Source organism: Pseudoduganella sp. jia 12, assembly GCF_055502675.1.
This window is the reverse complement of the sequence record NZ_JBUXKP010000001.1, coordinates 510,358-522,727: the sequence shown is the minus strand read 5'-3', so window position 1 is coordinate 522,727 and position 12,370 is coordinate 510,358. Positions and strand designations below refer to the sequence as shown.

Below are 12,370 nucleotides of genomic sequence, written 5' to 3'. Positions count from 1 at the left end.
GAGGAGTTCCCAGTCCACGTGCTTCAGCCAGTGCTGCACCGTGGCGGCGTCGAGGCCCTGTTTCCCTGGCAACGCACGCGCACCGCGCTGCAGGCTTACGTATTGCAAGTTATTGTCATAAGTGCATTATTCGTGAGGACTGTCTACAATATGCCGCGAGCCCGGCGCCGGAGGGCAGTGAACGCGCCTGGTCGAACCGATCAACGCTATCAAGGAGTACCGATGAAGAAGAAAATGCTCGCCATGCTGCTCGCCGCAGTGCCTTTGCTGGCAACAGCCGCCGCCCCCGCCTACCGGATCGACATTCTCGACAGGGAAGGCTTCAATGGTTCCGGTGAACTCAACAATGCCGGCCAGGCGCTGATCGTACGCGGCGCATCCAGCAACGATTTTCGCACCTACCTGACGACGACCAGTTCCAGTGTTGATCTCGGCACGCTGGGCGGAACCATGACCAGCAGCAGTGCAATCAACAACGCCGGGGTGGTCGCCGGCTACTCCACGCTGGCCGGCAATACGGCAAGGCATGCCTTCGTGTACGCCAACGGTTCCATGCTCGATCTCGGCACGTTCGGCGGTACCCACAGCAGCGCCGTGGCCATCAACGATGCCGGCACGGTGGTCGGCGACGCTGAAAACGCCAGCGGTGACACCCGTGGCTTCGTGTACACCGCGCAGGGCGGCATGCGCGATATCGGCACGCTGGGCGGTGCGCAGACCAGGGTCTCCGACGTCAGCGCAAGCGGCGAGGTGCTGGGCTTTTCCCAGACGGCTTCGGGCGAATGGCACAACTTCCTCTACAAGGACGGCGCCATGACGGACATCGACGACTGGAACGGCGCGCTGACCGGTTTCGGTCCGAACGGCGAAATCTACGGCTCGGCCTCGGGCAGGTGGGATCAGCCGTACCTCGTGATGTACCGGTCCGACTGGCAGCCGGACACGATCGCGGCCGCAACGGCCCGCATGGCGGATGGCTACATGGTCGGGTGGAGCTCCTCCGTGACGATCACGTATCTGGGCACGAGGGACGGCACCTGGTCCCTGAACGAATTGGCAGGCCCGGATTGGTCATTCCATCACGCCGAAGGCGTCAACGACCTCGGCCAGGTGCTGGCCTGGGGGTGCCATTACGGCGAGGATACCTTCTGCGCCAACGTATTGCTGAGCCCAGTGCCCGAGCCGGCTGCATACGGCATGCTGGGCCTCGGTCTCGGCGTCGTCGCGCTGGCGCGCCGCCGCAAGGTCACGGCGGTCAGCCGTTCAGCGTAAACTCGGTAAATGACGCCTCGGGCGGGGCCGCCTTGCGCTCCACCTCGGCATCGGCCTGCCGGCTGTCGGGCCCGTTGTTCAGCAGCCAGAGCAGGTTGGTGGCCGAGTCGGCGTTGGCCAGCGCCTCGTCCTGCGTGATGCGGCCTTCCTGCACGAGGCGATACAGCGCCTGCTCGAACGATTGCGAACCCGGCGACAGGCTCCGGTCCAGCGCTTCCCTGATCTGCCCGATCTCGCCTTTCTCGATCAGGTCGGACACGTAGCGCGTGTTGACCATCACCTCGACGGCGGGCGTGCGGCTGCCGCCACCGCTCGAGCGGAGCAGCCGCTGCGATACGATGGCGCGCACCGTCGACGACAGGTCCTGCAGCAGGGCGGGGCGGTTCTCCACCGGATAGAAGCTGATGATGCGGTTCAGCGCGTTGTAGCTGTTGTTGGCGTGCAGCGTGGCCACCACCAGGTGGCCCGACTGCGCATAGGCCAGCGCGGCGGCCATCGTTTCGCGGTCGCGGATCTCGCCGATCAGGATGCAGTCCGGCGCCTGGCGCATCGAGTTGCGCAGCGCGGTCTCGAAATCCTTCGCATCGCTGCCGATCTCGCGCTGATTGACGATGCATTTCCTGTTCTTGAACAGGTATTCGATCGGGTCTTCCAGCGTGAGGATATGGCCCGAGCGCAGTTCGTTGCGGTGATCGAGCATCGCCGCGATCGTCGTCGACTTGCCGGACCCGGTGGCCCCCACCACGAGCATCAGGCCGCGCTTTTCCATGACCAGCTCGGCCAGCACGGGCGGCAGGCCCAGTTCGGCGAGCGCGGGAATATTGGCGGGCACGTAGCGGAACACGGCGGAAATCGTGCCGCGCTGGCGGAAGGCGGAGAGGCGGAACCTTCCCAGGCTGGGCACCGGGATGCCCAGGTTCAGTTCATTGGTCTGCGCCAGCTCCCGCAGTTGCGCCGGCGTGCACACTTCCGCCAGCAGCGCATCGATGTTTTCCGGTTCCAGCTTCTGCTGGTTGACCGGAATGAGGTTGCCGTTGATTTTCAGGTGCACCGGCGAATTCACGGCGAAGAACATGTCCGACGCGTTCTTCTCCTTCATCAGCTGGAACAGGCGGTCCATCATGGCAGGCACCTCGGGCAATGGTGCCGGACACCCATCGGGTGCCGGACACCGGTTTTCGCAGGCTTGGCTGGTCGCCTCAATCGCCGCGCAGCAGTTCGTTGATACCGGTTTTCGCGCGGGTCTTCGCATCCACGCGCTTGACGATCACTGCGCAGTACAGGCTGTACTTGCCGTCGGCCGACGGCAGCGAACCGGACACCACGACGGAGCCGGACGGAATGCGGCCGTAGCTCACTTCGCCGGTGGCACGGTCGTAGATCTTGGTCGACTGACCGATGTACACGCCCATCGAGATCACCGAGTTTTCCTCGACGATCACGCCTTCGACGATCTCGGAACGGGCGCCGATGAAGCAGTTGTCCTCGATGATCGTCGGGTTGGCCTGCATCGGTTCCAGCACGCCGCCGATGCCCACGCCGCCGGACAGGTGCACGTTCTTGCCGATCTGCGCGCACGAACCCACCGTGGCCCACGTATCGACCATGGCGCCTTCATCGACATAGGCGCCGATGTTCACGTAGGAAGGCATCAGCACCACATTCTTGCCGATGAACGAACCGCGGCGCGCAACGGCCGGCGGCACGACGCGGAAACCGCCCTTGGCGAAATCTTCCGGCGTGTAGTTGGCGAACTTGGTCGGCACCTTGTCGTAGAACTGCATGGTGCCGTCGGACGGGAGGACCACGTTGTTTTCGAGGCGGAACGACAGCAGCACGGCTTTCTTGATCCACTGGTTCACCACCCAAGTGCCGGTATCCTTCTGCGCCACGCGCAGGCTGCCGTCGTCCAGGCCGGCCAGCACGTGGCTGACGGCATCGCGCACTTCGGCGGTGGCGTTCGACGGGTTGATTTCGGCGCGGTTGTCCCAGGCCTGTTCGATGATTTGCTGGAGTTGTTGAGTCATGATTCTTGTGATGAAGTGAGGGATTTGCAAAAGCGGACGATGCGCTGCGCGGCTTCCAGCCCTTCGGCCGTTTCCGCCACGAGCGCCATCCGGATGCGGTTGCGGCCGGGGTTGCTGCCGTGGGCTTCGCGCGCCAGGTAGCTGCCCGGCAGGACCGTGACATTATATTCGGCGTACAGGCGACGCGCGAACTCGGTGTCCGACAGGCCGGTACGGCTGACGTCGGCCCACAGGTAGAAGCCGGCGTCCGGCAGTGCCACGTCGAGCACTTCGGCCAGCAGCGGCGTGATGGCATCGAACTTCGCGCGGTATTGGGCGCGGTTTTCCGCAACGTGGGACTCGTCGTTCCACGCCGCGATCGATGCGGCCTGCACCGGCGGGCTCATGGCGCCGCCGTGGTAGGTACGGTACAGCAGGAATTTCTTCAGTACTTCGGCGTCGCCGGCCACGAAGCCCGAGCGCAGGCCCGGCACGTTCGAGCGCTTCGACAGGCTGGAGAACACCACCAGCCGCGCATACGGCTTGTCCACCGTGGACAGGCCCAGCATGTGGGCGGCCTGCAGCGCGCCCAGCGGCGGTTCGTCGCCGTGGTAGATCTCGGAATAGCACTCGTCCGCGGCGATGATGAAACCGTGGCGCTCGGACAGCGCGAACAGGTTTTCCCAGTCCGTCAGCGACAGCACGGCGCCGGTCGGGTTGCCGGGCGAGCACAGGTACAGCAGCTGCACGCGCTGCCACACGTCGGCCGGCACGCTGTCGTAGTCGCTGCCGAAATTGCGCGCCGGGTCGGAATTGACGAAGTACGGCTCGGCGCCGGCCAGGAACGCGGCGCCCTCGTAGATCTGGTAGAACGGGTTCGGGCACACCACGAGCGCTTTATGCTCAACGTCCTTCGCCGCCGGGTCGATCACCGCCTGTGCGAAGGCGAACAGCGCCTCGCGCGAACCGTTCACGGGCAGCACCTGCGTGGCCGGGTTCAAGGGCGGCAGGCCATAACGGCGCTCGAGCCAGGCCGCGATCGTGCCGCGCAACGCTTCGGAGCCGGCGGTGGCGGGATACATGGCCAGGCCGGACAGGCTGTCGGCCAGCGCCGCGCAAATGAATGGCGGGGTGGGGTGCTTCGGCTCGCCGATACCCAGGCTGATGGCACGGTATTGCGCTTCGGGCGTCACGCCCTCGAACAGCCGGCGCAGTTTTTCAAACGGGTAGGGGTGCAGTTTGTCGAGTAATGGATTCACGTCGGATCTCGGGAAAAGGCGCACGCCGGGGCGTGATTTCTGGTGATGCATGAATGTCAGCCGGCCATTATAGCCCGCGTGCCGCCGGCGCGCCCGGCACCTCCCTGTCGCTTCAGCACATACCGTCGAGCAGCGCGCGCATGCGCCGCCAGTGCGAGCCTTGCCAGAAGATGCCGCCGCACCGCGGGCAACCCTGGAATGCGTCCTGCGTGGCGCGCACCGATGGCGGCAGCCGGTCCAGCACATCGGCCTTGGCGCGCGGCTGCAAGGGCACGTTGCACGCGAGGCACAGCGTGAACGGCCGCATCGCCGCACGCAGGCCGTAACGGAAAAACACCTCGCGCAACTGCGGCTCGGGCTTCAGCGAGCGCACGTAGCAGCCGCGCAGCACGCCGCGCCGCTTGAGCAGTTCGCGGTCGCGGGTCAGGGCGATGCGCCCCCCATCTTCGGCGAAGGCTTCCACCTCGGCGTCATCGATGTCGTTGTCGTACAGCGTGTCGAAACCGGCCATCCGCAGCAGCCGGGCCAGGCCGCCCAGGTGGGCGTCGGCCACGAACCTTGCCTCCGCCGGCGCGAGCGCCACGGGGCAGGGCGCCGGCACGCGCACGTCGTCGCCATCTTCCAGCAGGCGGTCGAGCGGCACCGGTGCGCCGTTGACGAGCACTTCACCGGCTTCGGTATGCGGCACGCCGAGCGCCTCGGGATATCTGTAAGTGAAACCATATGATGACTCTGCTTCGACGGATGCAATGCAGTGGACATATGGAAAGAAAGCATAGTGACTCACCACGTCAACCGCCGCCAACCCTTCGGTAAGCGATGAGCCAGCACTGTCTAGACACTGAATAGCTTCAGTCGCAAAGATAGTCACCACCAAATTTAGTGGGAACTATCTTGGATAACGAAGTTAAGCACGGCAGGCGCCGACGCAGCACGAACTACACGCTGGAGTTCTAGCGTAAGCTGGCTCAGCAGACGTGCGAGCCAGGAATGTCGGTTGCACAGCTGGCACTGCAGCACGATTTAAATACAAACATGGTGTCCTAATGGCGGCGTCAATTGGGTGCAAGACTGTTCGATCAACCAGGGCTGGTCGAGGTGACTTTGATGCCGCAGAGGCCGCTACCGTCTGCCGTCAGCGCACTGTGATGGCGTGATCAAAATCCGGCTGAATAAAGTCATGATGCGTGTTGAGGGCCAGCAGATGCGGCAACATCGGCAGTCGTGCTGGACAGACTACGCGGATGATCGGCCTGCCTGCAGGGACACGCATCTGGCTCGTAGCCCGCGTCAACGATATGCGCTCGGGTTTCAACCGACAAACGTCTAAGGTACAGACGGCGTTGGAAGAAGATCCATACGGCGGCCAGGGGTTTGTTCTTGCGATCTCAAGAAACGACATGGCAGGCCGCCTAGATGGCCTCAGTCAGCGGTGTCGCGCAGTGAAGAGAATTCACGTGCTACCTGTTCGCGGGGTAGGTAACAACGTCGAGCTTTCCGATCACGCTACGCAGATTCCTCAGGTAGGTCGGCAAGTACGAAGCCGAAACGATCGTGACTGATTCGACGGCACTGATAAGCTCCTCGGTCAACTCGTCTACGACTTCCTGCCGGCCGGGTTTAAGGCTTTCAGCGACAATCGCCTGGGCAGACATTGCGCAAACCGCCCTTAGTTCAGGACCCGCCTTCTGGTAAACACCTAAATGCATGTGCTCGGTCCCAATCTCATTAATCGATTCTGCCCGCTCCACCGTGGCGACCGTGACAGCGGAATTCAACACGTACAGAGGAGCGTTCGTTACCAGCAGCGGGGCGATGACTGGGATCAGCGGCCAGTCGAATTTACGGGAGGCAGTTTTCAAACTCTCTAACAGTTTGGGTACCGCATAGCGAATCTGTTGGAGTCCATGGCGGATCTGCGATGGATCTGCGGAACTACTGGACAGCGATACACCCCTTGTGCAATAGACTGGTGGCTCAAGCTCTTCCATCTGGCCGAAACCACGCAGCATATATCCTCCTAGACGCTCGAAGCTTGTAAACGCCGACAACACATTTGGTTCGAATTTGGGGGCAGTCGAGAAGATCCACGCCACAGAAGGGGACGCGTATTTGCATTCAATTAAAACGTTTAGGTTCTTGTCGACCTCTTGGTCCTCGACAGTCGAGAATATCTCAGCCATGACTAAAAGGTCGATAGAAAATTCTGTAGAATGCCCGTGTTCATTATCCCTACTATAGGAAAACTCCCCGCAATTAAAAAATTTAAGATCGTGGGCGACCGCGGCCACATGATGCTCAAGGGGAAGACTCGACGCCAATAGTTTTTGAAGCGGATTGCCAGCCATTTTATTCTTTACATGTCTATTATTGAGCCGTCAGTATAAGGCAATCATGGGCGTCCGGGGTTGGCTATGTAGGAAGATTTTAGGCAGGCCCAATCGAGGCGTGCGGTACCTGCAAGATGGTTCTTGGCCTAGCATTCCGGAGTTCGGAGCTCACCAGTGTCCAGCGGGAATGGTAGTCCTTGAAGCCAAGGTGCCCATGGTCTGTGCCCACTGCATTGTCATGACGGTTACTTCGTATATACCGCTCCTAGCGGCAGAGGTAGATGACTGCATAATTTGCCGGGCGATTTTCGCCCCCATGATCGTGAGCAGTCTGATTGGCAATGATATATCTCGGCATATAATCGTTTTCGGTGCTATTTCGCTGGTCATAATTGATCGTCCCTTTCATCCACGCGGAACGTTCGCCCGTTGCGCCACCATGGCTATGCTCTCCATCGCGCGGAATTGTGTTGGATCCAGAGGCTACGCCAGCCCTTGCTGCCGAATTAGACCCCATCAAGAATCGTTCATTTAGATCAGGAGTTCCATTTGTGCCGTCGCATATTTTCCAGCCGCGCGGGATCTCCCTACGGTCTTTAGGAGCCGTACCATCTGCGTTGCGCAATACCGGATCCCATGCAATGATAGTTCCGGCTGGAAATGTATCATTTTTAAACGGGCCATAATGTGCGATCATGGATATTGTAAGTAATACCGCCGCCATCAAAAGAATGAAGACTCTTTGCAGCCTAGTGATTGCTAAGGTTCCCCATTGGGTTGTAATTGGCGAAATTATTCCAATAGCGAGAAAGGCTACGCCACACAGAAATGCTATGACTTCATACGTCTTTGGTATTTCCATAATTATGCAGTAACCTCATCATCGAAATGGGATTTCTTGCGGTCATCGGATTCATACTCTTCGGCGTGGCCGTAGACTTCCTCCATTGGCTGGTAAAAGGGTACAGGCTAAACAGAACTAACACTGGATGATTCGTGGGGAAATGTGGTCAATACCCAGCTACGCCAAATAGCTGCTGTGCCATATTATGTGGGCCAACCACATTGATCCCGGTTCCTCTCTCTCTATCACTGTGCCGTAAGAGGAGCTTAACCCCTTTCTCAAGAACATCCGTATCGTTTCCTGCTTGGAGATGTGCTTGATACCAGCGCATAGCTAACCCAGCCACTATATCGGCAAGCTGGATACTAGTGCTTTCAGGAGACGCTTTAAAGAACAAGTGCGCGATCTGCTGAAAATTGTAGTCAGAATAGGGCAGCTTGAACTTCGAAGGATCGACCTTGGCACTTTCAGCTTGGGATTTCGCGACAGCAATGATTTCATCAAAGTGTGCTTGTTCATCATGAAAAATGCGACAGCCTTCCAGACTCCCGGATCGGTACAAGTTTATTCGAGCGTAAATGTTGGTAAACGACGAAAAATTTGGTAACAACCAAACCTCCTGATCACGCTTGCCAATGTCAGGAAGAGGTAGGAACTGTCTGTGGGCCTGCTCGCCTTCCTGCTCAATCATGATCCGGAAGTCATCTTTGCTTTCCTCAAGCTGCGAGACTATTCCTTGAGCAACCTCGTGAGGGTCTTTGCTTACAACATTTTTTAATAAATTAAAGTATGCCCCAACTATTTCGTTTGAAGGAGTATTCATGCACTGAACAAACTCATAGATCACATCATTGGGAACTTTGTAATAGATATAATCCGCATAGATGTTCTTTAGCCACACGGTTTCTTGAGATTCCTCAGTATTGAAAAGTTGCGGCCAGATAAAGCCGTTGGTAATGCTGACGGCAAGCTGATACTTCTTGTCCACGACCTCAACGAAATACGGAAAGGCACCCTTAGTCAAGAGCCTAATGGCATCTAGAGCGAATTCAGGCTTGCGCTTCAGAATCTTGCTGAGTTTGAGTTCTGTGGCTTGAATCTTGTGCTGCTTCCTCAAGAAGCTAATCTCTTCGGAAAGGCTACTCTCGTCGGCAATACCTACGGCCGCTAGACTGAAGACAGTTTGCCCACCGAAATCAAGAGTAGCATCTGTTCTTGCGAGATCTCCGGTATTGCCACTTTCATCTATGTAGAAATCCATACTCGTATTTTTACCCATGATTCATCAATTGTAAAAAATAGCCGCCCATTGTTCGATTTTCAGAAAACAATACAGAAGAGCAGGCGATCTTATTCCCGAGATTTCTGGAAAGCAAAATGATGACTGCCGGACGAGTGAAGCTGCTTGTCCAGCTTCGCAGCGTAGTGCAACATTACGCCGGTTGCAGGCCATAGTGCAACTTTATGAGTCGCGCTCCGCAAGGTAATGTGGCGCCAGAATTTACAAGTCATTGATTTAGCGTGAGGGCTTGTGCAGGCTTATGTGTCGCTCAAAGCTTCGGCCGGTCTATCTACCAAGTTGACCCAAAATTAGCCCATCAATTCGCGCGCCCTGTTCTGCATTTTGTAATGCTTGCTGCGTCGACGCTCGGGCCTACCGTGTCCTTACGAGATTCCAGTACTAACGAACTGTTTGTCAACCTGTCCAGATGCGCAACTGCAGCGTTCCAATCCTCGCCTGACTTGGACGCCAGTACCGCCCACTCGATTGCCTCATGTTTGGCTATTGATTCGAACATACGCATGCCGGTGACAATCCAGGCGTTATGGCGTCAGGAAACGGGACGCAGCGGGCAATCGGTCACGTTGTCCAGGCGTGCCGCCAGGTCCGCGCGGAGGGCTTCCAGGCCGCCGATGCGCCGGTCGATCTCGTCCAGCTTGGCGCACAGTGCCGCACGCAGCCTGTCGCCAGAGGCGTCGGGATCCGCGAGCAGCGGCAGGTCGGCCTCGATCTCGGCCAGCGTGAAGCCGAGCGATTGCGCCGTGCGGATATAGGTCAGCCACTGCACCGCCTCGGGCGCATAGTCGCGATAGCCATTGCCGCTGCGCCGCGCGGTGAGCAGGCCGCGTTTTTCATAGAAGCGCAGCGTATCCCGGCTGATGCCGGTTGCCTGCGCGATATCGCCGATCCGCATTGCACCTCCGAAAAATGCTTGACCCTGGAGTGTACTCGACCCTCCATCCTGCAGGCACGACAACCAAGGAGCTTCCATGCATGCCACCACGTATTCCCGCATCGTCCGCGCCAGCGGGCTGTACGACCTGTTCGTGACCGCGCCATTCGCCACACCATGGACGTTCGCGCTGCTGCACGGGCATCTTTCCACCGCCAACGTGGCGCTGGGCGGCATGCCGTTGCCCGCCTTCGCACCCATGCATGTGCTGTTCGCCTGCCTGATGGGCACCGTCGTGCTGCTGTGGTCCGTGCTGCGCATCACGGATCCGCAGCCGCGCTTCGGCCGCTACGACGGCATCGGCCGTTTCGCCTTCGGCCTGTGGATGGCGTGGACGCTGGCGCAGACCGGCATGCCGCTGCTCTGGCTGTTCATCGTGCCCGAACTGGCGTGGGGGATCGTCCAATGGCTGCCGCTGGTCCGGCGGACCGGAGCGCCCGGCTGAGCTGCCCGGTGCTATGCTGTGCGCTCCTCGTTCAACGGAGGTGTCCATGCAAGCGCAACCCCTGATCGCGGTGTCCGACGTCGACGCCGCGAGCCGCTGGTACCAGGCCGTACTGGGCTGCAAGAGTGCCCACGGCGGCAGCGAATACGAACAATTGACGTTCGACGGCCGCATGATCCTGCAACTGCACCGCTGGGATGCGCACCACCACGCGCATATCGGCGATCCGGCGTGCCGGCCCTACGGCAACGGCGTGCTGCTGTGGTTCTGGACCGACGATTTCGACGATGCCGTGGACCGGGCCGCCGCCGCGGACGCCACGGTACTCGAAGGCCCGAAGGAAAACCGCAACGCCCAGCACCGCGAGATATGGCTGCGCGATCCGGATGGCTACGTGGTCGTCATTGCCGGGCCTTACGGCGACGTTGGCATGTGATGCGTAAAGCGGGATCCGGCGGCTGAGCTGACCGCGTGCTTTATACTGCGCGCTCATTCACCTGCCAGTACCCCCATGTCCTTCGCTTCCCTGGGCCTCGCGCCCGCCCTGCTCGATGCCGTCACCGCCATCGGCTACGCCACCCCGACCGCCATCCAGGCGGTAGCCGTTCCCGCCGCGCTGCAGGGGAGGGATGTGCTGGGAGCAGCGCAGACCGGGTCCGGCAAGACGGCCGCGTTCGCGCTGCCGATGCTGCACGCGCTGCTGGCGCGGCAGGGCACGCGGCGCGGCCTGCATGGCCTGGTGCTCGTGCCCACGCGCGAACTGGCGGCGCAGGTGGGCGACGCGATCCGCGAACTGGTGCAGCACCTGCCATCCACGATCAAGGTGTCGATCGCGTTCGGCGGCGTGTCGATCAACCCGCAGATGATGGCGCTGCGCGGCGGTACCGACATCATCGTCGCCACGCCGGGCCGCCTGCTCGACCTGGCGCGCCATAACGCGGTCAAGCTCGATGGCGTCGCCACGCTGGTGCTCGATGAGGCGGACAAGCTCCTCGACATGGGCTTTGCCGACGAGGTCGAGGAGATCCTCGCATTGTTGCCGGCCCGCCGCCAGAACCTGTTCTTCTCCGCCACGTTCCCTGCCGCCGTGCAGTCGCTTGCCGCCGCGCTGCTGCAGGATCCCGTGCGCGCGCAGGTGGACAACGAGGCGGCGCACGAGCCGGACATCCTCCAGCGCGCGATCGAAGTCGATGCGCCGCGCCGCCTGCAACTGCTCAAGCACCTGATCCGGCAACATGGCTGGAAGCAGGTGCTCGTGTTCACCGCCACCAAGTACGCGGCCGAGCACGTGGCCGACAAGCTGCGCCGCAACGACGTGGCCGCCGAGGCGTTCCACGGCGATTTCAGCCAGGGCGCGCGCACCGGCGTGCTGGCCGACTTCCGCGCCGGCCGGCTGCATGTGCTGGTCGCAACCGACGTGGCCGCGCGCGGCATCGACATCGCGCAACTGCCGGTCGTCGTCAACTTCGACCTGCCGCGCGCGGCGGCCGACTACACGCACCGCATCGGCCGCACCGGCCGCGCCGGCGCCAGCGGCAGCGCCGTCAGCTTCGTTACGCCGGATGCGGAAGCGCATTTCCGGCTGATCGAGAAGCGCCAGGGCCGGCGCGTGCCCCGCGAACGCGTCGCCGGCTTCGAGCCGGCCGAGGCAGCCGTCGAAGCGTCCGCCAGTGCGCCGGCCGCCGATCCGAATGGCGGCATCAAGGGCAAGCGCAAGAGCAAGAAGGACAAGCTGCGGGAAGCGGCGGCCAAGCAGCCCGCGTAAGCTGCACAACAACGAAGCGCGCCATCCGCGCTGGTGCTCCCGCGCGCCACGCTGGTGCAGAAATTTACCCTTTCTCCTCGCGGCCGGCGTCCTGCCGGCCATGAAACGCTGGCACGGCGTTTGCATTAACTCTCGTATGAGTAGAAGCGGCTAGTGTTTCACGGCGACGGTCGACGTCGCCACTGGAACATGGGGCATTGCTCTTGTGGATGCGT

The 12,370-nt window shown here is 60.7% G+C and carries 12 protein-coding genes; 4 read left to right on the top strand and 8 right to left on the bottom strand.

Annotated elements, in window-relative coordinates:
- Positions 1-222 precede the first annotated feature (222 nt).
- Entirely contained in the window at positions 223-1,272 is a 1,050-nt protein-coding gene (locus ACY65G_RS02135; protein WP_464995712.1) for a PEP-CTERM sorting domain-containing protein, read from the top strand.
- On the opposite strand, the gene ACY65G_RS02130 is transcribed toward ACY65G_RS02135, so the two are convergent.
- From ACY65G_RS02130 to ACY65G_RS02095, 8 genes are all read right to left on the bottom strand, one after another.
- The gene (locus ACY65G_RS02130) at positions 1,256-2,392 is read right to left on the bottom strand and encodes a PilT/PilU family type 4a pilus ATPase (protein WP_464995896.1); all 1,137 of its coding nucleotides are present in this window, start codon (positions 2,390-2,392) and stop codon (positions 1,256-1,258) included. The two genes, ACY65G_RS02135 and ACY65G_RS02130, sit on opposite strands and share 17 nt — an antisense overlap.
- 79 nt (positions 2,393-2,471) lie before the next feature.
- Positions 2,472-3,299, bottom strand: coding sequence for a 2,3,4,5-tetrahydropyridine-2,6-dicarboxylate N-succinyltransferase (gene dapD, locus ACY65G_RS02125; protein WP_464995711.1), 828 nt, complete (start codon positions 3,297-3,299; stop codon positions 2,472-2,474).
- Positions 3,296-4,537: a succinyldiaminopimelate transaminase gene (gene dapC / locus ACY65G_RS02120; protein ID WP_464995710.1), complete on the bottom strand. Its 1,242-nt coding sequence runs from the start codon at positions 4,535-4,537 to the stop codon at positions 3,296-3,298. The genes dapD and dapC overlap by 4 nt, the downstream gene beginning before the upstream one ends.
- 112 nt (positions 4,538-4,649) lie before the next feature.
- Positions 4,650-5,225, bottom strand: a complete 576-nt coding sequence (locus tag ACY65G_RS02115; RefSeq protein WP_464995709.1) for a Mut7-C RNAse domain-containing protein — start codon at positions 5,223-5,225, stop codon at positions 4,650-4,652.
- A gap of 772 nt (positions 5,226-5,997) precedes the next feature.
- A complete protein-coding gene (locus ACY65G_RS02110) occupies positions 5,998-6,885 on the bottom strand; it encodes a hypothetical protein (protein WP_464995708.1) in 888 nt (295 codons plus the stop codon).
- Between the two features lie 247 nt (positions 6,886-7,132).
- Positions 7,133-7,729 (bottom strand): hypothetical protein, encoded by a 597-nt coding sequence (locus tag ACY65G_RS02105; protein WP_464995707.1) that lies wholly within the window; start codon positions 7,727-7,729, stop codon positions 7,133-7,135.
- Between the two features lie 148 nt (positions 7,730-7,877).
- On the bottom strand, positions 7,878-8,990 hold the full coding sequence (locus ACY65G_RS02100) for a DUF3800 domain-containing protein (protein WP_464995706.1): 1,113 nt from the start codon (positions 8,988-8,990) through the stop codon (positions 7,878-7,880).
- A 553-nt stretch (positions 8,991-9,543) separates the two neighbouring features.
- Entirely contained in the window at positions 9,544-9,906 is a 363-nt protein-coding gene (locus ACY65G_RS02095; protein WP_464995705.1) for a MerR family transcriptional regulator, read from the bottom strand.
- Between the two features lie 76 nt (positions 9,907-9,982).
- Between ACY65G_RS02095 and ACY65G_RS02090 the strand changes: the two genes are divergently transcribed.
- The 3 genes from ACY65G_RS02090 (at position 9,983) to ACY65G_RS02080 (ending at position 12,155) form a co-directional block, all read left to right on the top strand.
- On the top strand, positions 9,983-10,390 hold the full coding sequence (locus ACY65G_RS02090; RefSeq protein ID WP_464995704.1) for a hypothetical protein: 408 nt from the start codon (positions 9,983-9,985) through the stop codon (positions 10,388-10,390).
- 46 nt (positions 10,391-10,436) lie between these two features.
- Positions 10,437-10,826, top strand: a complete 390-nt coding sequence (locus ACY65G_RS02085; protein ID WP_464995703.1) for a VOC family protein — start codon at positions 10,437-10,439, stop codon at positions 10,824-10,826.
- A 75-nt stretch (positions 10,827-10,901) separates the two neighbouring features.
- Positions 10,902-12,155, top strand: coding sequence for a DEAD/DEAH box helicase (locus ACY65G_RS02080; protein WP_464995702.1), 1,254 nt, complete (start codon positions 10,902-10,904; stop codon positions 12,153-12,155).
- Positions 12,156-12,370 lie beyond the last annotated feature (215 nt).

Excerpts from the sequence above, each read along its gene's own strand:
- ACY65G_RS02135 (WP_464995712.1), top strand. The coding sequence starts at position 223 with ATGAAGAAGAAAATGCTCGCCATGCTGCTCGCCGCAGTGCCTTTGCTG.
- ACY65G_RS02130 (WP_464995896.1), bottom strand. The coding sequence starts at position 2,392 with ATGGACCGCCTGTTCCAGCTGATGAAGGAGAAGAACGCGTCGGACATG.
- dapD (WP_464995711.1), bottom strand. The coding sequence starts at position 3,299 with ATGACTCAACAACTCCAGCAAATCATCGAACAGGCCTGGGACAACCGC.
- ACY65G_RS02110 (WP_464995708.1), bottom strand. The coding sequence starts at position 6,885 with ATGGCTGGCAATCCGCTTCAAAAACTATTGGCGTCGAGTCTTCCCCTT.
- ACY65G_RS02105 (WP_464995707.1), bottom strand. The coding sequence starts at position 7,729 with ATGGAAATACCAAAGACGTATGAAGTCATAGCATTTCTGTGTGGCGTA.
- ACY65G_RS02100 (WP_464995706.1), bottom strand. The coding sequence starts at position 8,990 with ATGGGTAAAAATACGAGTATGGATTTCTACATAGATGAAAGTGGCAAT.
- ACY65G_RS02095 (WP_464995705.1), bottom strand. The coding sequence starts at position 9,906 with ATGCGGATCGGCGATATCGCGCAGGCAACCGGCATCAGCCGGGATACG.
- ACY65G_RS02090 (WP_464995704.1), top strand. The coding sequence starts at position 9,983 with ATGCATGCCACCACGTATTCCCGCATCGTCCGCGCCAGCGGGCTGTAC.
- ACY65G_RS02085 (WP_464995703.1), top strand. The coding sequence starts at position 10,437 with ATGCAAGCGCAACCCCTGATCGCGGTGTCCGACGTCGACGCCGCGAGC.
- ACY65G_RS02080 (WP_464995702.1), top strand. The coding sequence starts at position 10,902 with ATGTCCTTCGCTTCCCTGGGCCTCGCGCCCGCCCTGCTCGATGCCGTC.